Genomic DNA, 22,874 nt, shown 5'->3' on the forward strand with positions numbered 1-22,874 from the left:
CGTGCGGTGGTTGTCGTGTGGCGTGTGGCTCAGGGGAATGCGAGGGCTTCGGGGGGGAGCGCTGGTACGAGCGCCTCGGTTGCCGCGCGCGTGAGCGGGCCGTGGATCGCGGCGGTGTCTTTTTCCGCCGTCTTTGCACGGCTTCGCGGGTTGCCGGTCGGCTGCGCTGGTCTCCGTGCGGTGGTTGTCGTGTGGCGTGTGGCTCAGGGGAATGCGAGGGCTTCGGGGGGGAGCGCTGGTACGAGCCCCTCGGCCGCCGCGCGCGTGAGCAGGCCGCGGACGGCCGCATAACCGTCCTCGCCGAGGTCTGCTGTGAACTCGTTGACGTACAGGCCGATGTGCTGGTCGGCGACGGTCGGGTCCATCTCCTGGGCGTGTTCGAGGACGTAGGGGCGGGAGGTCTCGGGGTTGTCCCAGGCGGCGTGGACCGAGGTGCGGATCGTGTCGGCGAGGAAGGTCAGGGTTTCCGGGCCCAGTGAGCGCTTGGCGATGATCGCGCCCAGGGGGATCGGCAGGCCCGTCGTGCCCTCCCAGTGCTCGCCCATGTCGGCGAGGTTGTGGAGGCCGTAGTTCTGGTACGTGAAGCGGGCCTCGTGGATGACGAGTCCGGCGTCGACCTTCCCGTCCCGTACGGCCGGCATGATCTCGTGGAACGGCATGACGACGATCTCGCCGACGCCGCCGGGCAGCGTGTCCGCCGCCCACAGGCGGAAGAGGAGGTACGCGGTCGACTTCTCGCTCGGCACGGCGACCGTACGGCCGGTGAGGTCCGTGCCCGGCTCCCGCGTCAGCACCAGCGGGCCGCAGCCTCGGCCCAGCGCGCCGCCGCAGGGCAGCAGGGCGTACTCGTCGAGGACGTACGGCAGGACGGCGTACGACACCTTCAGTACGTCGAGGTCGCCGCGCTCGGCCATGCCGTTGGTGATGTCGATGTCCGCGAACGTCACGTCGAGCGCGGGCGCGCCGGGGATCCGGCCGTGGGCCCAGGCGTCGAAGACGAACGTGTCGTTGGGGCAGGGCGAGTACGCGATCTGCAAGGGCTCACTGCTCATGTGGCTCATGTGGCTCATGTGGCTCATGTGGATCCCAACTCTCCAGTACGGGCGTCAGCTTCCCGAAGGCCTCGGTGAGTGCGGTCAGCGCGTCGCCGATGCGCCACGCGGCGCGGTCGCGGGGGCCGACGGGGTTGGAGACGGCGCGCAGTTCGAGGACGGGGACGGCGTGCGCGGCGGCCGCCTCGGCGACCCCGAAGCCCTCCATCGCCTCGGCCAGGGCGTGCGGGTGGCGGGCGCGGAGGGCGGTGGCGCGCTCGGCGCTGCCGGTGACGGTCGAGACCGTCAGCACGGTGCCGGTGCGCGCGCCGGTCGCGGTCGCGATCCGGCGCACGAGGGCGCGCGGCGGGTGGTGTGTGACGGTGCCGAAGCCCAGCTCGGTGACCGGGAGGAAACCGTCCGGGGTCTCGGCGCCCAGGTCGGCGGCGGTGATCTCGTCGGCGAGGACCAGGGAGCCGACGGGGGCTTCGGGGTGGAAGCCGCCCGCGATGCCGGTGGAGACGACCAGCGCGTACGGCGTGCCGTCGAGGGCCGCGGCGGTCAGCGCGGCGGCGGTGGAGGCGGCGGCGAGCGCGGGACCCACACCGGCGGCGAGAAGGTCGTACGCCAGGCCATGACCTTGGACGTCGTGGTGGTGGAGAGTTGCGGCCGGTAGGTGGACGTCCGTGCCGGGGCCCGGAAACGCCCGTGCCACCGCGTCCCGCTCGGCGGGGACCGCGGTGGCTACGAGGATGCGCATGGGCGGCGGCTACGGATCGGGGGCCGGGCCCGGATCAGGCGTCGGGGTTCTCGAGCGTGAAGTTCCACACGCCCTTGAACTCCGTGCCTTCCTTGTTCTGCTCGACGACGCTGATCGTCAGCGACTTCTGCGGGGCCTGCCCCTGCTGGGCGGCGAAGAGGTCGCCGGCGTTCGGGAAGGTGTAGTACGTCTTCTTGTACTGCGGGGTCGCCGGCTCGCCGTCGATCCACAGGGACCAGCCCGTGTCCGCGACCTCGGGGTCGACGCCGACGCGCAGGGTCTCGCCCTGCGGCAGCTCGATCCTCTCGGAGGGCTTCTCCTTCACGCACTTCTGGACCTCGGCCTGGTCGAGGTCCTCGTAGCACTCGGCCTCGGTGTGCACCGAGTCCTTGCCGAGCGTGAGGGTGGCGATCGGCGTCGGCGTGTCGCAGGCCGACAGGACGAGAAGTCCGGCGGAAACGGCGCCGAGCGTGGCTGCGGCGCGACGGCTGTGTCGACTGGCGGCTCCGCCGCGGGGCAGGAAGGTCATGGGCGAAGGCTATCTGGCCCGTCCGGGGGTGCCTTTACGTGGGGTACGGCGTGCCGGTCCGGTCCCTGTGATGTGCGGCTGATGTGCGGCTTTGGCGTTCACGCCACCCGGGTGCGGGGCGCGCCGCCGCGGCGGGCGGAGGAGAGGAGGCCGCGGACCGTGGTGAGCCAGCCGGCGGCGACGATCGCGGCGGCCACGACCATGCCCAGGGTGCCGTGGAGGGGGAGGGCGATACCGACGGCGCCGCCGACGACCCAGGCCATCTGCAGCAGGGTCTCGGAGCGGGCGAAGGCGGAGGTGCGGACCAGTTCGGGCACGTCACGCTGGATCAGCGCGTCCAGGGCCAGCTTGGACAGGGCCTGTGAGAAGCCGGCGACCGCGGCGAGGCAGGCGATGAGGAACGCGCTGAAGAAGCAGGCCGTGGCGATCGCCACCGCGAGTTCCACGGCGACGACGGTCACGATGATCAGCTCCGGCGCGCGCTGCCTCAGCCACGCTCCTACGGCGGTGCCGAGCGCGTTTCCCGTACCGGCCGCGACGGCGACCATGCCGAGGGAGACGGCGGCGCTCTGCCCGCCGAGCGGATGCTCACGGAGCAGGAAGGCGAGGAAGAAGATCAGGAAGCCGGAGAGGCCGCGGAGGGCGGCGTTGGCGCCGAGCGCGTGGGTGACGGCCGGGCCGACCGTGCGCAGCCCCGGCCGCTTCAGCGTCTTGGTGCGGTGCGGGCCGTGCAGGTGCTCGGGGTCGGCGGCGAGGAGGGCCGTGTCCTCGCCCTTCGCGGAGTCGACCTTGTGCGGGAGCGAGAAGGAGAGGAACGTTCCGGCGACGAAGATCAGGAAGGCGCCGTAGAGCGGGTAGCGGGGGCCGAGGGCCTGCAGCCCGGCCCCGATCGGCGCGGCGGCGCCGGTGGCGAGCAGTCCGCACAGGGTGACCCGCGAGTTCGCCTTGACCAGCGAGAACCGGGGCGGCAGCAGTCGCGGCACGACCGCGCTCCGCACCACCCCGTACGCCTTCGACGCGACCAGCACGCCCAGTGCGGCCGGGTAGAGCTCCAGGCTGCCGGTCTGGACGGCGCCGACGAGGATCAGGGCGAGGAAGGCGCGGGCCAGCATGGCGCCCGCCATCGCGGCGCGGCGGCCGTGCGGGAGGCGGTCCAGGAGGGGGCCGACGACCGGGGCCAGCAGGGCGAAGGGGGCGAGCGTGATGGCGAGGTAGAGGGCGACCCGGCCGCGGGCCTCGTCGGTGGGGACGGAGAAGAAGACCGTGGAGGCGAGCGACACGGTGATCATCACGTCGCCCGCGCCGTTCACGCCGTGCAGTTCGATGAGCTTGCCGAGGCCGGACTCGCCGGCGCCCTGTGCGTGGGTCGCCCTGCGGATGCCGCGGGCGGGGCCGGTGACCGGGAGGTGCAGGGCACGGCCCACCGAGCGGACGGCCCCGGTCACCCGACCCGACCCGCCGCGCTGTTCGCTCCGCTCGGCGCCGGTCACCTCGTCATAGTGCCCCGAGAAAGGGGCGTGTGGTGCGATTACCGCGCGGATGGGGCGCCTTCCAGCTCGGGGGTGCCTGTTGTCTGGCGGCTGCGGGTGCGTTGTGGTTGCTCGCGCAGTTCCCCGCGCCCCTGAAAGACACGGCCCTGCGGGCCGAAAAGCATGGGGCGCAGCCCCTGCTTTTCAGGGGCGCGGGGCTGTGACATCTGCGGCTCCGCCGCGGGGCGCGAACGGCCCCCACCCACCCGCAGACGCCCGACGACCGCAGTACCCGAGCTCTCCCGCGGGACCGGCGGAAGCCGAGCGCAGCGGTTACGCGGTGAGCCTCGGAGAAGGTAGCGTGCATAGCGCGCCCGCGGCGGTTGTTCTCGGCCGCGCGCCTCTCGTTCATCCCGCAGAATGGATGACATAGGTGCGCCCGAGTGCGATCGGGCGCGGACGTCGACGCGGCCCTCTGGTCCGCTCCGTCCGCACCCCCGCCGAGGGAGGCGCACTCGTGAGACGGCGTAGGAGAGAAGCGATACCTGTGAGCGCAGCGACAACGCGAAGCCGCACCCCCGACCGCCTGTGCGCCGAGGCCGTCGACCTCGCCCGCGCCGCCGCCGAGGAGGCGGCCGCGCCCGGAGTGGTGGGTGAGCACGCGGGCCTCGTCTCCGAGGGCGACCGCGTTGTCACGCACTTCTTCGAGTGCAAGGAGATGGGCTACCGGGGCTGGCGCTGGGCCGTGACCGTGGCCCGGGCCTCGCGCGCGAAGTTCGTGACGCTGGACGAGGTCGTGCTGCTGCCCGGCCCCGACGCGCTGCTCGCGCCGGAGTGGGTGCCCTGGAGCGAGCGGCTCCGGCCCGGCGACATGGGGCCCGGCGATCTGCTGCCCACCGACGCCGAGGATCTGCGGCTGGAGCCCGGGTACTCCGGCGAGGACGAGCCGCTGCCGAACTCCCCGGTCTCGCACGACATGGCCGAGCTGGTGGAGGCGGAGGACGCCGAAGTCACCGCCGGGGTGCCGGCGAACCTGCCGCTCGCCCCGAGCCGGGGGTCGATCGCCGCGGTCGCCGAGGAACTGGGGATGCGGCGGGCCCGGGTCCTGTCCCGGTACGGGCTGCACACGGCCGCCGACCGGTGGGACGAGGGCTTCGGCGCCAAGACCGCGATGGCCCAGGCGGCGCCCGCCTCCTGCCTCAGCTGTGGGTTCCTGATGCCGATCGGCGGCTCGCTGGGCCAGGCCTTCGGGGTGTGCGCGAACGAGTTCTCCCCGGCGGACGGCCGGGTCGTCTCCCTGACGTACGGCTGCGGAGGCCACTCGGAGGCCGCCGTCATGCCGAAGCCCCCGCAGCCGGCTCCGCCACGGCTGGACGAGACCAGGGTGGACCCCTTCCCGCTGCGGCCGGCGCCGGATTCCGGGTCGGTGCCGGTGGAGGAGTCGGAGGCCGAGGCGGAGCTGGGTCACTCCTAGACCGGCGTTCGGCTGGGACTGTCGCCTTCCGGCTCGGGGGTGCGGGTGGTGTGGCGTCTGCGGGTTAGTGGGGGCTTGTCGCGCAGTTCCCCGCGCCCCTGAAAGACACGGCCCCTGCGGGCCGAAAAGCACGGGGCGCAGCCCCTGCTTTTCAGGGGCGTGGGGAACTGCGCGAGCAACCATGACTCATCCGCAGACGCCCGACGACCGTAATCCCCCGAGCTCCCAGGAGCCCGGCGCACGATACCTTCGTGCACCAGGCGACAGGGAAGGTGAACCGTGAGCAAGTTCGTGCGGCCGGCGGCCGAGGGTGCGGACCCGTTCGGGACGGCGCGGCTGCGGCGCGGGGTGCTGGATGCCTGGGCGACGAGCCCGGCCCGGTTCCGGGAGGACGCGAACGCCGAGGAGGACCTCGTCCTCGGCGGGTATCGCGATCGGCTCGTCGTCGAGCTGGCGCAGAACGCCGCTGATGCCGCCGCCCGCGCCAAGGTGCCGGGGCGGCTGCGGCTGACCCTCCGGGACGGTGTCCTCGTCGCTGCCAACACCGGCGCCCCGCTGGACGCGGCCGGTGTCGAGTCCCTGTCCACGCTCCGTGCGTCCGCCAAGCGGGAGACCCCGGAGAGCGCGGTGGGGCGGTTCGGCGTCGGGTTCGCCGCCGTGCTCGCCGTCACCGACGAGCCCGCCGTCGTCGGGCGGCACGGCGGTATCCGGTGGTCGCTCGCCGAGGCCCGGCTGCTCGCCGCCGACACCGCTCGGAACAGCCCCGGGCTGGGGGACGAGATCCGCCGGCGTGACGGGCATGTGCCGCTGCTGCGGTTGCCGTTCGCGGCGGAAGGGTCCGCTCCGGAGTCGTACGACACCGTCGTCATCCTGCCGCTGCGGGACGCCGCCGCCACGGATCTCGCCGAGCGGCTGCTGGACCGCGTCGACGACTCGCTGCTCCTCGCGCTGCCCGGCCTCGACGAGGTCGTCATCGAGAACCTCGAGAACACGGACGCGACGGTACGGACGTTGCGGCGGCGCACGGAGGGGGCGTACGTCGTCGTCGAGGACTCCCGGGACGGGGTCACACGCTGGCGTACGGTCGCCGCGCACGGGGCGGTCGAGGCCGCGCTGCTCGCCGACCGGCCGGTCGAGGAGCGGCTGCGTCCGCACTGGTCCGTGACGTGGGCGGTGCCGACCGGGCCCGACGGCGCGCCGCTGCGGCCCCGCAGCAACCCCGTCGTGCACGCGCCCACGCCCAGCGACGAGGCCCTCGGCGTACCCGCGCTGCTCATCGCCTCCTTCCCCCTCGACACGACCCGGCGGCACGCCGCGCCCGGTCCGCTCACCGACTTCCTCGTCCAGCGCGCGGCGGACGCGTACGCCGAACTCCTCGCCGCCTGGGAACCGGTGACCGAGGGCATCATCGACCTCGTGCCCGGCCCGCTGGGCAAGGGCGAGCTGGACGGCGCGCTGCGGCAGGCGATCCTCGAACGGCTGCCGCGCACCGCCTTCCTGCCGCGCGCGGCACCGCAGCCCGCGGGGGACGGCCGGCCCCAGGATGCCGGGGCGGCGGTGGAAGCGCCGGAGGCCAACAACTGGCCCGACGTCCCCAACCCGTTCCGGGTCAGCGAGGACTCCGGCACCCTGTCTGCCGGGGGCGCCGAGGCCCACGAGTGGGCCGACGCTCCCTTCGCGCTCCGCCCCCGGGACGCCGAGGTCGTCGAGGGAGCCGGAGCCGACACCGTACGGGTGCTCGCGGACGTGCTGCCCAGCCTGCTGCCCGCCGGGCTCGAACGGCGCGCGGAGTTGCGTACGTTGGGTGTCGCGCGCCTTCCGCTGGGCGACGCGATCGACCGGCTCGCCGGTCTGGAGAAGGCCCCGGACTGGTGGCGGCGGCTCTACGACAGCCTCGCCGGGGTCGACCCCGACCGGCTCTCCGGGCTTCCGGTGCCGCTCGCGGACGGGCGGACGACGATCGGTCCGCGCCAGGTCCTCCTCCCGACCCCCGACGGCCCGCAGACCGCGCCCGAGACCCTCGCCCGGCTCGGCCTGAAGGTCGCCCACCCGGACGCCGCGCACCCGCTCCTGGAGAAGCTGGGCGCCCTGCCCGCGACCCCGCGCGCCGTGCTGACCACACCCCAGGTGCGGGCCGCCGTCGCGGCCTCCCTCGACGACGAGGGCGGGGCCGTCTGGGACGAGGACGCCCCGGACGCCGACGAACTCGCCGACCTCGTCCTCACCCTCGTCCGTGACGCCGCCCTCGACCCCGGCGACGAACCCTGGCTCGGCGCCCTCGCCCTCCCCGACGAGGACGGCGAACTCTCGCCCGCCGGTGAACTCGTCCTCCCCGGCAGCCCCTTCGCCCAGGTCATGCGCGAGGACGAACTCGCCTTCGTGGACGCCGAGTTGGCCGACCGCTGGGGCGAGCAGCCGCTGGCCGCCTGCGGAGTCCTCGCCAACTTCGCCCTCGTGCGCGCCACCGACGTCGTCCTCGACCCCGACGAACTGGAGCCCCGCGACTCCGACTTCGCCGAACCGGATGACGCCGGGCTCCTTGACGCCGTGGACGTGTGGTGCGAGGACATCCTCGACCGCTTCCCGGACAGCCCCGTGCCGCCCGTCGCGACCGAGCTCGTGGCCGTGCGCGACCTGGATCTCGTCGACGAGGACCGGTGGCCCGAGGCGCTCGCGCTCCTCGCCCGGCCGCCGCTGCGGGACGCGCTGGTCCAGCCCGTACGGATCCTCCTCCCGGACGGCACGCACGAGGTCGTACGCCCGTACACGGCCTGGTGGCTGCGCGGGCATCCGGTGCTGGACGGCCGCCGTCCGGCCGGTCTGCTCGCGGCCGGCGGAGACCCGCTGCTGCGCGGCCTGTACGACGAGGCCGACGCCACCGGGTTCGACGACGAGCAGGTGCTGCGGGCCCTCGGCGTACGCACGTCGGTGGCGGCGTTGCTGGAGGAGCCGGGCGGCGCTGCGGAGCTGCTGGACCGTCTGGCCGACCCGGACCGTCACGTCGGCGCCGCCCAACTCCACGGTCTGTATGACGCGTTGGCGGAACTGGACCCCGAACAGGTGACCCTGCCCGACGAGTTGCGGGCCGTGGTGGACGGCGAGGTGACCGTCGTGGACGCGGCCGACGCAGTCGTCGTCGACTCACCCGACCTGCTGCCCTTCACCTCCGGTGTGCCCCTGCTGCCCGTACGGCCGTCCCGGGCCGCCGAGTTGGCCGAGCTGCTCCAGGTACGGCGGCTCAGCGAGTCGGTGACGGGCGAGGTGGACTCGGAGGGCGTCGAGCACGAGGTGCCGGATTCGGTACGGGTGCTGCTGGGACCCGCCACCCCGTCCTCGTACGTCGAGCACGAGGAACTCGTCGTCGATGGGGTCGAGTTGGACTGGCGCCGGACGCGGGACGGCGTGCTGCACGCCGCCACGCTGGAGGGCGTCGCCGCCGGGCTCGCCTGGGCGGCGGGACAGTGGCCGCGCCGCTTCGAGGTGGCTGCCCTGCTCGAAGACCCGTCGAGAACGGAGGAGTTGGCACGGGACCGCTGGTTCGACTGAGCCGGACCCTTGCCAACCGGAGCTCTAAACCCTGTGGATGTGATCTGCGCAACATTCACGAAACTCGTTCACAACTCGTACAACCATTCCCGCGCGCCACATGTCGTGTCTGGTGAGCCATCAGGCTCACCAGACCATCGGGCCCCGCGTGACAGCTCTCTGCCGCGGGTCCCCTTTCCACGTGGGGAAAACATTGCGCAAGCGTGCCACTCTGGGCGTTGTCGTCACCGGCGCCCTGGCTCTGACCGCCCTTGCCGCTCCGGCCGCGATGGCCGATGAGAAGGTCGGCAACATCTCGATCACCAGCGCCTCCGTGAACGGTGGCAAGGCCGTCGTCGTCGGAGCGAAGGCGAAGAAGACGGTCACGCTCAAGTACACCGTCACGGACAACTCCGGCCACCGGATGGCGACCGCGTACCTGTACCGCGGCAAGACCATCGACACCGCCGACAGCGCCGCCTCGCCCAGCAAGGACCCGATCACCTGCAAGAAGGTGACCTCCAAGAAGTACAACTGCTCGGCGACCTTCACCTTCACGCCGGGTTACAACGCGATCAACTCCGTCGCCGGCACGTGGAAGACCTGGGCGCTCGCCCAGGCCAAGGACTACGACTACGTCCAGAAGGACAACCTCAAGTCCTTCAAGGTCCTGCGCGCCGCCCAGCTCGCGGCCACCAACGCCGCCCCGGAGCCGGTGGCCAAGGGTGAGACCGTCACCATCACCAGCAAGCTGACCCGCGCCAACTGGGACACCGGCGTGAACGGCGCGTTCGGCGGCCAGTCGGTGCAGCTGCAGTTCAAGGCGAAGAACGCGTCCTCGTACAAGACGGTCAAGACGGTCAAGTCGTCCTCCACGGGCGCCCTGTCCACCACCGTCAAGGCGGGCGTCGACGGCTCCTACCGCTACGTGTTCGCGGGCGTCTCCACCACGGCGTCGGTCGCGGCCGCGGGTGACTTCATCGACGTGAAGTAAGCCGTCCGAGGGCTCAGCCCTCGGTCAGCCCGTCGGAAGCAAGCCGTGCAGGGGGCGCGCCGGTCGCGCCGGGGCGTCCCCTGAGCACCACATCTCGCGGGTCAACGGACTCGCGGTCGGCCAGGGCCCCAGGTGAGGACCACCTTCGGGCCCTCACCTCTCCATCAGGGGAACTCATGCGTATTCGAGCCACCGTGGCCGCCGTCTCCGGCGCCCTGGCCCTCTCCGCCCTCGCCGTCCCGGCCGCGTCCGCCGACGCGGCGAACGGCTTCGGTACCCCCCCGGCCTGGGCGGCGGTCTCCGCCGGTGCCGCGCCGTCGACGTTCGGCGCGGCAACCGGGGTCGACGCGACCATGGCGGGCCCCGACGTCACCTTCTCCAAGATGAAGGTGAACGGCGGCAAGCCGATCGTTGTGGGCGCGACCAAGCACCGCACCGTGCAGGTCACCTACACCCTGACGCACGCCGCTGACCTCGACATAACCTCGGAGGACTTTGCCAACGGGCCCTTCCTCTACCTGAAGTCGATGCCCGGCTCGGTACAGGACGACTTCGAGCAGCCGGTGCTCTTCGGTGACGAAGCTGCGTCCTGCAAGGCCACCTCCCCGACCACCGCCAGCTGCAAGGCGCTGGTCGACATCAGGCCGGGGGAGGGTCAGCTCGCCAACTCGTACGCCCGGTCCTGGAAGGCTGGCGGACTCGCCATCCAGCGCGACCCGAACACCGGGCAGGTTGGCGATACTTGGCAGGGTGACCTCGGTACCACGAGGCTGCAGCGCGAGGCGAAGCTCACGGGCGCCAACGCGGCGCCCGAGCCGGTCAAGAAGGGCAAGACCATCACGGTCACCAGCAAGCTGACCCGCGCCAACTGGGAGACCAACAAGTTCCCGGGCTATGGAGGTCAGCCGGTGAAGCTCCAGTTCAAGAAGAAGGGCACGTCCGTCTTCAAGGACGTCAAGACGGTCAAGACGTCCTCCACGGGCGCCGTCAAGACCACCGTCAAGGCCACAGCTGACGGCTCCTACCGCTTCGTCTTCGCAGGCAGCTGGGGCACGTCGACCGCAACCTCCGCGGCCGACGCCATCGACGTGAAGTAGGGGATCCTGCCTTCGCGTTGCCAGCCGGTACAGGTCCCTCGAGCAGAGCCCTCGATGGCCAGGTGTTCCTGACGACTGTGGGGCAGCCTCGAATGCGAGGTGCTCGGACGGAGTTAATCACGCCCGAGCACCTCTGCTGAACTGCGTGTGGCTTGTGCTCACCAGGTGATGTTCTGGACCATCCCGTTGATGACGAGGGCGATCACCACGGTCAGCGCGCCTGCGAGTACCTTTTCGCGGGTCGTCATGGCCGACATCCTCATGACAGTGCCCCTTCCCGGACTTCAGCGGTGGATGGCCCGAGGCCGACCTTGCGGTCACTACCGCTGGATTCACTATCAGCGGAAGTGAAGAATGCGAACCCCGTAATTGCCAGGGCCACCAGAGTTGCGAGGATGACGGACAGAACAGTGATGACCGTCTTTCCGGTTTTGGTCATAAGGTACCTTTCAGGTCAGACGTTCTTCAGATATCCGCCGCGGAATCCATACGCGTTGGCCCATACCTTCTGGCGCTTGTCGATGCTGATACCGAAGTCCTTGAAGACGATGCTCCCTTCCCAGATGATCGAGCCGTTGGCGTAGGAACCGTCCATCCATGCCTTGGGTATGCTCTTGGTGAGAGCGACGGCGGCGTTGTAGTTCCGCTTTCCTCCGTCGGCGAAGTTTACCTTCGTGATCTTGTTGCCGTTGGTGTAATAGCTCACCCAGACGGACAGCTTTGTCACAGTCACGCCGAGGATCTTCTGAGAGGCTGTGAACTTCGACTCCCATGTGCCCTTCCGCAGCTTGCCGCCTGCGGCCTGTGCTTCCTTGGCGGGGGTCGGTTCGTCGGGGTCCGGGGTGAAGGTGGACTCTTGTGCAGTCTCGATGACTATGTCTCCGCCGAACAGCGGCGTCGAGGATGTAACCCCGGCGGCCGTGGTGTTGGCCGCAGCCGTGGAAACAGTGGGCGTATCAGTTCCCGGCTCTCCCTCCGCTGCCTCCTGCAGGAGCGCCTCAAGGGCCTTGGGGTTGTTGAGGTAGTCGAGGTACTTCTCTCTATCGGAGGGAGAGAGAGCCTTGAACTTTCTCAAGGCTTCTGCGGCGCCTGGCTTCTGGGAAGCCGCATTCCAAGCGAGGTAGGCCATGTACTCCGACGCGGATGCCGTTTCGTTACTGCGAGCCGGGCTGGTGTCATCAGCGGCCGCGACCGTGGTCTGGGTCATCCCCGCAATGATTGCAGCGGAGCCCAGGATGGCCATGGCTCTGGTGATGGTACGGCGATTCTTCACTTGTCTCCCCTGCCCCAATTGGTCATGTATCTACGGGTTGTTGGGGGTGTCCCGCCCGTGAACACGAGTTTTCTCTGGTGTCACTGAGAGGGCAAGGGACTTGAGGTGGTTCTGAGGGTCACGTGAAGAAAACGGAGATTGAGTGGCTAATTTCTCTGGATGGTATGGCAGGTTCTGGCCTCGATCTTGCGTGACGGTCCGCCGACGGAGTCGGCGGACCGTTCTGTGTTCTGGGCCAGGCGGTGGGCAGGCTGGTGGCCCGACTGTCGTGTCGGGTGGGCGCCGGGTTCCGCTGTTCCGGGTGGGATGGTGTGGGTGGTGGTGATCTCACTGGTCCAGGGCCAGTGCCGGGCAAGTCGGAGGATTCTGCGGCCACCGGTGGTGATGAGCTGGGCGGCTGCGGTGAACAAGCGGAACCGCAGGCGGCGGAGTTCCCAGAGCCGGGCCTTGCCGGCCAGGGCGAGCATGGGCATCGAGAGCGGTGTCTTACGGTGCGATCCTGACCCTGCGGTCGCCATGGGGTGCGTCAGGCAGGTGCGCGCGTCGGCACCACGGCGAACACGGCCGCCACCTACACGGCAGCGGTCAGGCTCCGGATCACGGCTTCCTCGCCTTCCGGCGCCGGGAGAGCTGGTTGAGCACCGCATGCTCCGGCTGGACGATAGGCATCGTTCAGGTGCGCGCAGGCCACTTGGCCGGGGCCGGAGTTGTCGGCTCCGTACGCGACCTCGACCATGTCCTCGGAATCCGTGATTGGCCTGCCACAGTGACAACAGGCCGGCTTCAACCCAGTCATGGGCAGGCACCACCGTGCAGGTACACCGTCGTTCCGCCGCCCGTGGCCGCGTGGACATCGTGCTCGGTGTACGGCTCGCCGGGCTTGATCGTTCCGGAGCAGCGCCAGCAGTACGCCACCGGCTCCCTGGCCGCACCGTGCAGTTCCTCCAGGTGGCCGAGCAGGCACATCACCGAGCGGGCGAGGCGCTCGGTGAGGATCGCCTTCCGTGCCGGAGCCCGGCACGGCTTGATGCCCAGGCGTGAGCGAGCCTCGCTCACGCCACCCAGCGCACGCGCCTTGAGTCTGCTCTCATTCGGCAGCCGACAGACGGCACGCTCGATCTCGGGGATCAGCAGCGCGAGATGGCCCCGGTACAGCAGGGCCAGGCCGTCCAGCTCCTCGGTCGTCGGCGACTCGGCGTCCTCGGAGAGCAGGCGTTCCGTCGTGGCGCGCATCGCCTCGATGTCCAGCGGCAGGACCTCCACAGGGACGGCGCCGTCGTCCCGGCCCGCCGCGTCCGCCGGAGGACGGCGGCGAATCCTGTTCCCCTCCGTACAGCCCCGGCCCAACGGCAGCGTCGCGCACGGCTCGCACTCGAAGGCATGGGCGACGAAGCCCTCCCAGTCCCGGCCCCTGTACACCGTCGGGCTGGACTTGCGAACACTGCTCACAACCGCTCCCCTCTCGACCGTGCGTTGACCACCGCCATGCCCGCGCTCAACGCCTCGACAACGGTGAGCGGCCTCAGCTGCTCCGGACTGGCGTCCCACTCGACGCCTCCCCCAATGGGCCGCAACTGGACGTACGGGCCCTCGAAGCCCATGACCTTCCCGACCCTCTTGCGGCCGGTGTCTTCAACGGTGTCGCCGAGCTTCGGCCTGTACTCGGTCATCGCCACCGTGCCGCCCTCAGCGGGGAGGCCAGGCACCGGGTCCGCTCGTCCTCCGGCCACACGTAGGCGCGGACCAGGAGGCCGGTGATGAAGTCGTCCTCGGCAGCGGGCAACTCAGATGACGGCCACAGGTGCGGAGCCCGACGACGACGCGCCGCCGCCAGGATCGCGCCCCACATTCCCGGCGACGGGTAGGGGAACGGGGCGGTACGACCGGCCTCCGGAGCCGTCCGGCAGCTCGAACGGCCGGACTTGGGCGGTCCGAACAGCAGTGCTCTCATCCATGCTAGGGCGTGTGGTAGAAGGTGCATTGTCGATCTGCTCCGATCAGGTCGGCCACACCCCGGGGCCGTGTCAGCGGTCGCCGGGGGCCGTTGGGGCCCCTTGCCCGGTGTGGTCCTCGTTCGCCCTCTACGGTTCCAAGAGCAGCGCGCCTCGTCACGGGCAGCGCTGACCAACTTTTCTGGACGAGAAACCAGGCTCTGGCCAGCAGGAACTCGCGGTCCTGGACGGATCGTTGGCCTCCCGGCAAGCTCAGGCTTCGACACTCGTCATCCCCTTGGGTGACTGTGCGGCTACGGTGAGTCGACGACACCGAGCAGGGAGCCCGCCCATGACCGCTCGCCCCAAGCCCGGTTCCAAAGCCGACCGGGATGCCCTCCGCTACGACATGACCACCGCTGCCTGCACCGTCGCGGACATCGCCGTCGAGATGCGTGCCCGCTACCGGATGCGCCCGCGCGAGGCATGGCGCCATGCCCACGGCTGGACTCTCCAGGAAGCAGCGGACCGCATCACCCAAGTCAGCGTCCGACGACCCGGCGGTGCCGTAGCCGCAGACGCCTCCCTGCTCGCCAAGTGGGAGAAGTGGCCGGGCCCCTCCGCCCGGCGGCCCACGCCCACAGTGCTCCTGGCCATGGCGGACGCCTTCGCCTGCCGTGTCCAGGACCTCCTCGACCTGGAGGACCGCCGGGCTCTGCCCGACGGAGACCTGCGTCTCTTGAACGGCCTCGACACCAGCCATGCCCCGGCCGCGCCGACGCTCATCGCTGCCGGCGCGCCGCCGGAGCCGAACGGCAGCGAACTCGTACGCCTTGCCGCAGACGAATCCGCGACGTGGGCGCAGTGGGCGGAGGCATCCAACGTGGGGGACATCGCGCTGGAACAGCTCATGGCCGACGCCCGGGCGCTGGCCTACGACTACCTCATCTCCGACCCGCTCCCCCTCTTCAGCCGCACGCGAGCGTTGCGCGACCGCGTCTTCGGCCTCCTGGAGGGGCACCAGTACCCGCGCCAGACGGCCGACCTGTACGTAGTAGCCGGATATCTGTGCGGACTCCTGGCGTGGATGTCCTCCGACCTCGGCCAACTGCGCGACGCCGACACCCAGGGCCGCACAGCATGGCTCTGCGCGGAACTCGCCGGACACAACGATCTGCGCGCCTGGGTACTTTCCACCCGATCCAAGGTCGCCTTCTGGGACGGCCGCCTGCGCGATGCCATCAACTACGCGCGACACGGCGGCACATGCCGCCCGTCCGGCACAGTGGGTGTACTGCTGGCCTGCCAGGAAGCGGATGCCTGGTCCCAGCTGGGAGCAGCGACCGAAGCGTTGGGCGCCCTGGACCGAGCCAAGGACGCCCGCGACACGATGACCGGTGAGGACGAGGTCGGCGGCATCTTCGCGTGCCAACCGGCTCGCCAGGAGAACTACTCCGCAGCGGTCCTGCTCAGGGTCGGCCGCCCGACCGAGGCACTGCGCGCGGCCGACAGCGCGCTCGCCTCGCTCGCGGCACTACCCGTACGGGCGTACGGCACCGAGGCGCAGATCCACATCAGCAGGGCCTCGGCGCACCTCGCCACCGGCGAGGCAGAAGGCGCCTTCGAGGCGCTCGCGCCGGTATTCGGTCTTCGCCCGGACCAGCGCTTGGAACCGGTTGCACGGCGCCTCAGTGAGCTACCCGTGGATGTCGGCCGTGCGCCGGCGGCAGGGCGAGTGGGTCTCCGCGCGGCCATCGAAGAGTTCTGCCAGGACTCCGCACCGCGCCACCTTGCGCTCTCGCCAGGCGAAGGCACCGCCTGATTTGATCCCGGAATGACCTCTCAACCCGACACCATGCGGAACCACTGGTGGTGGCGGCCCGGTTGGAGCGTGGGCCGCCGCTTCTACACCTGGCACCTGACGTTCGAGGGCCAGGACGACGTGCACCGTCTGGCCGCTGAGTATCGGTCAGCGCTTGCCCCGCTCGGAGACATCCTCACTCCGATTCCCGACCAGTGGCTCCACCTCACCATGCAGGGCATCGGCTTCGTGGGGGAGGCCAAGGAACAAGACGTGCACGCGATCGCCGAGGCCTCTCGCGTACGCCTGGCCGCCATCCCTGCCTTCGACCTCCAGCTCGGCCCAGCTGTCCTCGACCCTGAAGCCGTTCTTCTACGTGCGGAGCCGGACGGGCCGGTCCGGAACATCCGGGACGGCATCCGGGACGCGATCCAGGACGTTCTCGGCGAAGCCCCGGAGAAAGCCGACGGCTTCACTCCCCATGTGTCTGTCGCCTACAGCGCAGCAGACGGACCAGCCGCGCCGATCGCCCAGATCCTGGCTGAGACCGACGTGGCGTCGGCCAGGGCACGCATTACCGCCGCGGAACTCATCGTGATCCACCGGGACAACCAGATGTACGAGTGGGAGTCCTTCAAGGAAGTGCCACTTGGCTGACCTGCGGCATGACCAAGGCCCCCTGCACAACCCACACGGGCGGTGCGGGGGACCTGGCCCAGGTCGCAGAGTCCGCCGCCGAAAGCGAGGCCCGAGTGCCGAGGGCAGTGCGCGGGCCAGAATTCGTGAGTTGCTGTCGAGCTGAGGAGAGATGTGACCACCATCGCCGTGACCGGCCACATGGACCTGACCGACGCCAGTGTCCCCCTGGTGCGGGCCGCGTTGCTGGAGCTGCTCAAGCCCTATGCGGCCGAGCGGCTCACCAGCGTCTCGTGCATCGCCAAGGGCGCCGACTCCCTCTTCGCCGAAGCGGTCCTGGAGGTCGGCGGGCGCATGGTCGCAGTGATCCCCTCCCAGGACTATCGGCAGAGCAAGGTGAACCCCGACCACGCAAGCACTTTCGACTGGCTCATCGAGGCCGCCGATGAAGTACTGGTACTCCCCCATGAGACCGCGAACCGTTCCGCGTACGAGGACGCCAACCGAACTCTGCTGAAGCGCGCTGACCGCCTGGTCGCCGTGTGGGACGGCGAGCCGCCGTCCGGGAAGGGCGGGGGCACCGCGGACACCGTGATGGAGGCCCGTGCAACAGGCCTTCCCGTCGATGTCGTGTGGCCGGAAGGGGTAGCGCGGCGAAGCTGAGTTGACCTGCGCCCCGGCCGTGACGGGGGGTTCGCGGCCGAGGCGCAGGCTTCAGTTGGTCGGCTTCCCCGCCAGCGGGCTCTTCGCGCCGCTCACCGCGAAGTAGATGACTCCGGCGACCGCGACGCCGATGAACCAGGAGTACGGGCCGAGGGTCGCCCCGTACGCCTCGGGGCCGTAGACCGGCAGGATGCTGGAGAAGACCGCGCCGATGCCCGCGGCCACGAAGGCGCGGATATTCCAGCCGCCCTGGAAGCGGAACTCGCCGTCCTCCTTGTAGAGGGCGGGGATGTTGAGACGGGCCTTGCGGAGCAGGTAGTAGTCGACGACCAGGACACCGAAGATCGGGCCCATCGTCGAGCCGATGGCGTTGACGAAGCTGGGGGCGTTGTCCCAGGGGTGGAGGGGGTAGAGCAGGAGGGCTATGACGGCGGCTATCAGGCCGCCTCGGCGGAACGTGATGTGCTTCGGGGCGACGTTGGCGAAGTCGAAGGCGGGGCTGACGAAGTTGGCGACGACGTTGATGCCGAGAGTGGCGACGGCGAAGGTCAGGGCCGCCAGCAGGACCAGGAACGCGCTGTCGAACTTGGCGGAGATGGCTGCCGGTTCGAGGATGACCTCGCCGTAGACCTTGCTCGCGGAGGCGGTCGTCAGGGCGGCGACCAGTGAGAAGAGGATGAGGTTGACCGGCAGGCCCCAGACGTTGCCCTTGCGCAGGGTCTTCTCGTCCGGTGTGAAGCGGGCGAAGTCGCCGAAGTTGAGGAACAGAGCGGCGAAGTACGTCACCCAGGTGGCCGCGATGGCCGCGATGGCGGCGAAGGAACCCGGGGTCACGTCCAGGCCGGTGGCGGTCTTGGCCAGGGCGGCGAGGTCGGCGGCCGGCATGTCGACGGAGAAGGACAGCGTGCCCGCCTTGACGGAGAGGCCCACCGCCAGGATCAGCATCATCAGCCACACCGCCGGGCCCGCGAAGTCCTGGAAGCGGCGGACGGTCTCCATGCCCTTGCTGATGATCAGCAGCTGGGCGGCCCAGACGAAGAGGTAGCAGATGACCTCCAGACCGGTGTGGTCGAGGAGGGTCGTCGTCTCGTGCAGGTTCTTCGGGCCGTCGTAGCGGATCAGGAAGGCGACGATCGCGCCCGCTGCCGCGCTGGTCTGGGCGCCGTACCAGAAGGTGGCGACCACGGCTCGGACGAGCGCCGGGACGTTGGCGCCGAACGTGCCGAAGGAGGCGCGGGCCAGGACGGGGTACGGGACGCCGGTCTTCACACCCGCGTTGCCGATGAGGGTCATCAGCCAGTAGATGATCAGCGAGCCGACGCCGATGCCGATGAGGAACTTGAAGGTGTTCCCGGCGACGAGGAACAGGCTGGCGGCCAGGAAGTAGCCGAACAGACTGTGTACGTCGGAGGTCCAGACGTTGAAGATGCTGAACGCGCCCCACTTGCGCTCGGTGGCGGGGGCGAGGTCCTCGTTGTAGAGGCGTGGGGAGTACCCCTCGGGGAGCGGCACGGCCGTGGTCGTACCTCTGGTCCCCGTCCCTGCGTCGGTGTCCGTCATCGTTCTGCTTCTTTCCCTGCGCGGGCCGCCCCAACGGCGCTCGATCGCGTACAGGGAACGGGCGCGGTATTTCTTTGGTATACCGCGCTTGTAACTTCTCGGTCAACGGAAGTTGCCTTCCGGTAAGCGGATCACCGAGTCGCCTCGGAATCGTCGGCGCCACGGTGGCCGTCGCGATCGGCGTCGCCCACGCTCCCGCCGGAGGCAACTACAACTGCAACTACGTGAGCTGGCCGGCCTCGCTCGGAGCCCGCCCCGCTCTACGCGCGAAACCGCCGGTCCACTCCCTTCCACAGGAGCTCCAGGGTGGCCGCCGCCACCGCCGCGACGGCCACCGCCGCCCATGGCATCGTCGTACCCACCAGCCGCAGCGCGAAGAAGTCCTGGAGCCAGGGGACGACAAGGACGAGCAGGAACCCGGCGCCCATCGCGGCGACCAGGCCCAGCCGCCACCAGGTGTAGGGGCGGGCGATGATCGCCAGGACCCACATGGAGATCAGGAAGAGGGTCAACGTCGCCACGCTGGTCTCGGCTTCCAGCGCTCCCTCACCTCGGTAGTAGTGGCGGGCGATCAGGTACGTGGCGAAGGTGGCCAGCGCGGCGAGGGCGCCGCCCGGGATGGCGTAGCGCATGACCCGGCGGACGAAGTGGGGTTTCGCCCGCTCCTTGTTGGGGGCCAGGGCGAGGAAGAAGGCCGGGACGCCGATCGTCAGGGTCGAGAGCAGGGTCAGGTGGCGGGGGAGGAAGGGGTACTCCACCTGCCAGCACACCACCAGGATCGCGAGGAGGACCGAGTACACCGTCTTGACCAGGAACAACGTGGCCACGCGCGTGATGTTGCCGATCACCCGGCGGCCCTCCGCGACCACCGACGGCAGTGTCGCGAAGCTGTTGTTCAGCAGCACGATCTGGGCAACGGCCTTCGTGGCCTCCGAGCCCGAGCCCATCGCCACGCCGATGTCGGCGTCCTTGAGGGCCAGTACGTCGTTCACGCCGTCGCCCGTCATCGCGACCGTGTGGCCGTGGGACTGGAGGGCGCCGACCATGTCCCGTTTCTGCTGCGGGGTGACGCGGCCGAAGACGGTGCCGGAGTCGAGGGACGTCGCCATGCCGTCGCGTTCGGCGGGGAGACGGCGGGCGTCGACGACCTCACCCGTCAGGCCCAGCTTTCCGGCCACCGCGCCGACCGACACCGCGTTGTCGCCGGAGAGGACCTTCGGCCGTACGTTCTGCTCCTCGAAGTAGCGCAGGGTGTCGGCGGCGTCGGGGCGCAGCCGTTGTTCGAGGACGACGAGGGCGGTCGGCTTCACCCCGCGGGCGACTTCCGGATCGTCCAGCTCACGGGAGACCCGGGCCAGCAGCAGGACCCGTAGGCCTTCCTCGTTGAGGCGGGCCGTCTCCGTGAGGGCCGGGTCGTCGTCCGCGAGGAGGACGTCGGGGGCGCCCAGCAGCCAGGTGCTGGCCTCGCCGTTGCCCTCGCTGAAGGACGCCCCGCTGTACTTGCGGGCCGAGGAGAACGGCAGCGACTCCGTGCAGCGCCAGTCCTCGCTGTCCGGGTAGGCGGCGATGATGGCCTGCAACGACGCGTTCGGACGGGGGTCCGATTCACCCAGCGCGCCGAGGACCCGTCGTACGTACGACTCGTCGCTGCCGCCCAGGGGGCGCAGCTCGGTGACGTCCATGCCGCCCTCGGTCAGCGTGCCCGTCTTGTCCAGGCATACGGTGTCGACGCGGGCCAGGCCCTCGATGGCCGGCAGCTCCTGCACCAGGCACTGCTTGCGGCCGAGGCGGATCACCCCGATCGCGAAGGCGACGGAGGTCAGGAGCACCAAGCCCTCGGGGACCATGGGGACGATGCCGCCGACCGTGCGGGCGACGGAGTCGCGCAGGTCGTTCTCCTTCACGATCAGCTGGCTGATGATCAGGCCGATCGCGGTCGGGACCATCATCCACGTCACGTACTTGAGGATCGTGGAGATGCCGGAGCGCAGCTCAGAGTGGACGAGGGTGAAGCGGGACGCCTCCTCGGCCAGCTGGGCCGCGTACGCCTCCCGGCCCACCTTCGTCGCGGTGAAGGCCCCGCCGCCCGCGACCACGAAACTGCCCGACATCACCTGGTCACCGGGCTGCTTGACGACCGGGTCGGCCTCACCGGTGAGCAGCGACTCGTCGATCTCCAAGCCTTCGGTCTCGACGCACTCCCCGTCCACGACGATCTTGTCGCCCGGCCCGATCTCGATGAGGTCCCCGAGGACGATGTCGGATGTGCCGACCGCGGCCGCCACCCCGTCCCGTCGGACCGTCGGTTTCGCCTCGCCGATCACCGCCAGCGAGTCCAGGGTCTTCTTCGCCCGCCACTCCTGGACGATGCCGATGCCCGTGTTGGCCAGGATCACGAAACCGAACAGGCTGTCCTGGATCGGCGCCACGAACAGCATGATCAGCCACAGCACGCCGATGATCGCGTTGAACCGGGTGAAGACGTTCGCGCGGACGATGTCCACCGTGGAGCGGCTGCTGCGCACGGGGACGTCGTTCACCTCGCCGCGGGCCACCCGCTCGGCCACCTCGGCGGCGGTCAGCCCGCGCGCCCGTCCCGTGGCCGAGGCCGCCGAGGCGGAGGTGGGCCGCATGGGGTGCACAGGATCGAGGTCGGTGCCCGGGTCGATGTGCGTCATGGATCCGACGGTAAGGGCGGATTCGGGCATTCACCCGCCGAGTGGGCCAAAGATCCGACCAGGGGAGGACGGAGGAGGGGAGCGGGTGGTGCTGTGGTTGTACGGGTCTCCCGTGCGGGTGCCTTACGGAGTCTCTGACTCCACGGGCTCTACTGGATCCGCTGACTCCGCCCGCTCGGCGGGCTCCTTGATGGCCGCGTCCCGCTTGATGGCCGCGTCCCGCTTCCGTACGAACCAGATGCCGTAGAGGCCGAGCGCGCCGCCCGCGAGGCAGGTCCACAGCCACCACGTGTGCCCGTGGTCGTCGTACCAGCCGTAGAACGGGATCTGGACGACGAAGAGGACGAACCAGAGGATCGTGCCGCCGGTGATGGTCGCGACCACGGGGCCTTCAAGGGGCTCCGGTGCCTCGTGCTTGGGGGTCCACTTCGCCATGGGGCACAGCTTACGAGGCGGATGCCGGCGCTGGGTCTCAGGTGACGGCTGGTCTCACGTGACCCCATAGAACTTTTCCGTCTCCTCGACGGCGGTCTGGAAACGCTGGTCGAAGTCGTCGCGCATGAGCGTCTGGATCACATAGTCCTGGACGCTCATTCCCCTCTTCGCCGCGTGGTTCCGGAGCCGGTCGAGCAGCTCCCCGTCTATCCGCAGGCTGAGCACAGTGGTCCCCATGGGTATCAGGGTCGGGTGTGCCTTGGCCGACTGTGTCACTTTCTGCGTATTAGTCACTCGTATGAGTGATGAAATGTGTGGCGGGGTTAACGTCGGCGCAGTGGCGTTCCAGTGGTCTTTAGCGAGAGTAATGAGTTACGCTAAAGAACATGCCTGACCTCACTACCCATGGCGACGACGAGGCCGCCGTGAACGCGTTGCGGTCCGCCGTGATGCGCCTGTCCCGTCGGCTCAAGCATCAGCGGGTCGACGAGTCGCTGAGCCCGACCGAGATGTCGGTGCTCGGCACGCTCGCCCGCTGCGGCACCGCGACGCCGGGCGAACTCGCCCGCAAGGAGCATGTGCAGCCGCCGTCGATGACCCGCATCGTCGCCCTGCTGGAGAGCAAGGGGCTGGTGAAGCTGGAGCCGCACCCCGAGGACCGGCGGCAGAAGGTGGTCACCCAGACCGAGCGGGCCGAGGCGATGCTCGAGGAGAGCCGCCGCAAGCGCAACGCGTTCCTCGCGTCGCTGGTCGAGGGCCTCGACGAGGAGGAGTGGGCCAAGCTCCGCGCCGCCGCGCCGGTACTGGAGAAGCTCGCGCATCTGTGACCCCCGGGGACCCCTGGGGGCGCGCGTCCGACCGTCCGGGTGCGCCGGGAGTGTCCGGCGCGACTGGTCGGACACCGGTCGCCGGAACGGACGCCAGTACGCCGGACTGAACGCCGGTACGCCCCGTCGTACAGCCCGTGCGCCGTCTCGGAGCGCGCATGGGCGGAGCCGAAAACCAGCAGACAGAAAGA

General features: G+C 70.1%; 20 protein-coding genes and 1 pseudogene. 8 read left to right on the forward strand and 13 right to left on the reverse strand.

Features of this window, described 5'->3' with window-relative positions; all coding sequences use genetic code 11:
• Positions 1-203: 203 nt before the first annotated feature.
• The 4 genes from CES90_RS18285 to CES90_RS18300 form a co-directional block, all read right to left on the reverse strand.
• Positions 204-1,052, reverse strand: a complete 849-nt coding sequence (locus CES90_RS18285) for a 1,4-dihydroxy-6-naphthoate synthase (protein ID WP_189785261.1) — start codon at positions 1,050-1,052, stop codon at positions 204-206.
• Positions 1,042-1,791, reverse strand: a complete 750-nt coding sequence (locus tag CES90_RS18290) for a futalosine hydrolase (protein ID WP_189785262.1) — start codon at positions 1,789-1,791, stop codon at positions 1,042-1,044. The genes CES90_RS18285 and CES90_RS18290 overlap by 11 nt, the downstream gene beginning before the upstream one ends.
• 34 nt (positions 1,792-1,825) lie before the next feature.
• Positions 1,826-2,320, reverse strand: a complete 495-nt coding sequence (locus CES90_RS18295; RefSeq protein ID WP_189785263.1) for a hypothetical protein — start codon at positions 2,318-2,320, stop codon at positions 1,826-1,828.
• Between the two features lie 98 nt (positions 2,321-2,418).
• Positions 2,419-3,810, reverse strand: coding sequence for an MFS transporter (locus CES90_RS18300; protein ID WP_229914070.1), 1,392 nt, complete (start codon positions 3,808-3,810; stop codon positions 2,419-2,421).
• A 526-nt stretch (positions 3,811-4,336) separates the two neighbouring features.
• Between CES90_RS18300 and CES90_RS18305 the strand changes: the two genes are divergently transcribed.
• The 4 genes from CES90_RS18305 (at position 4,337) to CES90_RS18320 (ending at position 10,879) form a co-directional block, all read left to right on the forward strand.
• Complete coding sequence (locus tag CES90_RS18305; protein WP_189785264.1) at positions 4,337-5,263, forward strand: DUF3027 domain-containing protein; 927 nt, start codon at positions 4,337-4,339, stop codon at positions 5,261-5,263.
• 279 nt (positions 5,264-5,542) lie between these two features.
• Complete coding sequence (locus CES90_RS18310; protein WP_189785265.1) at positions 5,543-8,809, forward strand: sacsin N-terminal ATP-binding-like domain-containing protein; 3,267 nt, start codon at positions 5,543-5,545, stop codon at positions 8,807-8,809.
• Positions 8,810-8,990: 181 nt separating this feature from the next.
• Positions 8,991-9,782: a calcium-binding protein gene (locus tag CES90_RS18315; RefSeq protein ID WP_229914071.1), complete on the forward strand. Its 792-nt coding sequence runs from the start codon at positions 8,991-8,993 to the stop codon at positions 9,780-9,782.
• A 176-nt stretch (positions 9,783-9,958) separates the two neighbouring features.
• Entirely contained in the window at positions 9,959-10,879 is a 921-nt protein-coding gene (locus CES90_RS18320; RefSeq protein ID WP_189785266.1) for a hypothetical protein, read from the forward strand.
• A 454-nt stretch (positions 10,880-11,333) separates the two neighbouring features.
• On the opposite strand, the gene CES90_RS18325 is transcribed toward CES90_RS18320, so the two are convergent.
• The 5 genes and pseudogenes from CES90_RS18325 to CES90_RS49680 form a co-directional block, all read right to left on the reverse strand.
• A complete protein-coding gene (locus CES90_RS18325) occupies positions 11,334-12,122 on the reverse strand; it encodes a hypothetical protein (RefSeq protein WP_189785267.1) in 789 nt (262 codons plus the stop codon).
• A 350-nt stretch (positions 12,123-12,472) separates the two neighbouring features.
• A pseudogene (locus CES90_RS18330) lies at positions 12,473-12,625 on the reverse strand (IS1380 family transposase); the annotation flags it as partial.
• Between the two features lie 319 nt (positions 12,626-12,944).
• Positions 12,945-13,601: a DUF6415 family natural product biosynthesis protein gene (locus CES90_RS18335; RefSeq protein WP_189785268.1), complete on the reverse strand. Its 657-nt coding sequence runs from the start codon at positions 13,599-13,601 to the stop codon at positions 12,945-12,947.
• Entirely contained in the window at positions 13,598-13,822 is a 225-nt protein-coding gene (locus CES90_RS18340) for a hypothetical protein (RefSeq protein ID WP_189785269.1), read from the reverse strand. Before CES90_RS18340 ends, CES90_RS18335 begins: the two co-directional genes overlap by 4 nt.
• The gene (locus CES90_RS49680; RefSeq protein WP_229914072.1) at positions 13,819-14,103 is read right to left on the reverse strand and encodes a hypothetical protein; all 285 of its coding nucleotides are present in this window, start codon (positions 14,101-14,103) and stop codon (positions 13,819-13,821) included. Before CES90_RS49680 ends, CES90_RS18340 begins: the two co-directional genes overlap by 4 nt.
• A gap of 332 nt (positions 14,104-14,435) precedes the next feature.
• Between CES90_RS49680 and CES90_RS18350 the strand changes: the two genes are divergently transcribed.
• The 3 genes from CES90_RS18350 to CES90_RS18360 all read left to right on the forward strand — a co-directional run bounded on the left by CES90_RS18350 (position 14,436) and on the right by CES90_RS18360 (position 17,183).
• Positions 14,436-15,905 carry a helix-turn-helix domain-containing protein gene (locus CES90_RS18350; protein ID WP_229914073.1) on the forward strand — a complete coding sequence of 490 codons (1,470 nt, stop codon included), beginning with the start codon at positions 14,436-14,438 and terminating at the stop codon, positions 15,903-15,905.
• A gap of 12 nt (positions 15,906-15,917) precedes the next feature.
• On the forward strand, positions 15,918-16,541 hold the full coding sequence (locus CES90_RS18355; protein ID WP_229914074.1) for a 2'-5' RNA ligase family protein: 624 nt from the start codon (positions 15,918-15,920) through the stop codon (positions 16,539-16,541).
• 153 nt (positions 16,542-16,694) lie between these two features.
• Entirely contained in the window at positions 16,695-17,183 is a 489-nt protein-coding gene (locus tag CES90_RS18360) for a hypothetical protein (protein ID WP_189785270.1), read from the forward strand.
• Between the two features lie 51 nt (positions 17,184-17,234).
• Here the strand turns inward: CES90_RS18360 and CES90_RS18365 are convergent, their stop codons facing one another.
• From CES90_RS18365 to CES90_RS18380, 4 genes are all read right to left on the reverse strand, one after another.
• Entirely contained in the window at positions 17,235-18,743 is a 1,509-nt protein-coding gene (locus CES90_RS18365) for an NCS1 family nucleobase:cation symporter-1 (RefSeq protein WP_229914075.1), read from the reverse strand.
• A gap of 260 nt (positions 18,744-19,003) precedes the next feature.
• Complete coding sequence (locus CES90_RS18370) at positions 19,004-21,421, reverse strand: HAD-IC family P-type ATPase (protein ID WP_189785271.1); 2,418 nt, start codon at positions 21,419-21,421, stop codon at positions 19,004-19,006.
• A gap of 123 nt (positions 21,422-21,544) precedes the next feature.
• The gene (locus tag CES90_RS18375; protein ID WP_189785272.1) at positions 21,545-21,856 is read right to left on the reverse strand and encodes a DUF2530 domain-containing protein; all 312 of its coding nucleotides are present in this window, start codon (positions 21,854-21,856) and stop codon (positions 21,545-21,547) included.
• Between the two features lie 54 nt (positions 21,857-21,910).
• Positions 21,911-22,093, reverse strand: a complete 183-nt coding sequence (locus tag CES90_RS18380; RefSeq protein ID WP_189785273.1) for a ribbon-helix-helix protein, CopG family — start codon at positions 22,091-22,093, stop codon at positions 21,911-21,913.
• 149 nt (positions 22,094-22,242) lie between these two features.
• On the opposite strand from CES90_RS18380, the gene CES90_RS18385 reads away from it, so the two are divergent.
• Entirely contained in the window at positions 22,243-22,683 is a 441-nt protein-coding gene (locus tag CES90_RS18385; protein WP_149824592.1) for a MarR family winged helix-turn-helix transcriptional regulator, read from the forward strand.
• Positions 22,684-22,874: the final 191 nt, after the last annotated feature.

This window comes from Streptomyces capitiformicae, from assembly GCF_002214185.1.
GTDB classification, from domain to species: Bacteria; Actinomycetota; Actinomycetes; order Streptomycetales; family Streptomycetaceae; genus Streptomyces; species Streptomyces capitiformicae.

What these genes read in the sequence shown, in the direction of transcription:
- CES90_RS18285 (WP_189785261.1), bottom strand. Translation starts at nt 1,052, where the DNA reads ATGAGCAGTGAGCCCTTGCAGATCGCGTACTCGCCCTGCCCCAACGAC.
- CES90_RS18290 (WP_189785262.1), bottom strand. Translation starts at nt 1,791, where the DNA reads ATGCGCATCCTCGTAGCCACCGCGGTCCCCGCCGAGCGGGACGCGGTG.
- CES90_RS18295 (WP_189785263.1), bottom strand. Translation starts at nt 2,320, where the DNA reads ATGACCTTCCTGCCCCGCGGCGGAGCCGCCAGTCGACACAGCCGTCGC.
- CES90_RS18320 (WP_189785266.1), top strand. Translation starts at nt 9,959, where the DNA reads ATGCGTATTCGAGCCACCGTGGCCGCCGTCTCCGGCGCCCTGGCCCTC.
- CES90_RS18325 (WP_189785267.1), bottom strand. Translation starts at nt 12,122, where the DNA reads ATGGCCATCCTGGGCTCCGCTGCAATCATTGCGGGGATGACCCAGACC.
- CES90_RS18340 (WP_189785269.1), bottom strand. Translation starts at nt 13,822, where the DNA reads ATGACCGAGTACAGGCCGAAGCTCGGCGACACCGTTGAAGACACCGGC.
- CES90_RS49680 (WP_229914072.1), bottom strand. Translation starts at nt 14,103, where the DNA reads ATGAGAGCACTGCTGTTCGGACCGCCCAAGTCCGGCCGTTCGAGCTGC.
- CES90_RS18350 (WP_229914073.1), top strand. Translation starts at nt 14,436, where the DNA reads ATGACCGCTCGCCCCAAGCCCGGTTCCAAAGCCGACCGGGATGCCCTC.
- CES90_RS18355 (WP_229914074.1), top strand. Translation starts at nt 15,918, where the DNA reads ATGACCTCTCAACCCGACACCATGCGGAACCACTGGTGGTGGCGGCCC.
- CES90_RS18365 (WP_229914075.1), bottom strand. Translation starts at nt 18,743, where the DNA reads ATGACGGACACCGACGCAGGGACGGGGACCAGAGGTACGACCACGGCC.
- CES90_RS18370 (WP_189785271.1), bottom strand. Translation starts at nt 21,421, where the DNA reads ATGACGCACATCGACCCGGGCACCGACCTCGATCCTGTGCACCCCATG.
- CES90_RS18375 (WP_189785272.1), bottom strand. Translation starts at nt 21,856, where the DNA reads ATGGCGAAGTGGACCCCCAAGCACGAGGCACCGGAGCCCCTTGAAGGC.
- CES90_RS18380 (WP_189785273.1), bottom strand. Translation starts at nt 22,093, where the DNA reads ATGGGGACCACTGTGCTCAGCCTGCGGATAGACGGGGAGCTGCTCGAC.
- CES90_RS18385 (WP_149824592.1), top strand. Translation starts at nt 22,243, where the DNA reads ATGCCTGACCTCACTACCCATGGCGACGACGAGGCCGCCGTGAACGCG.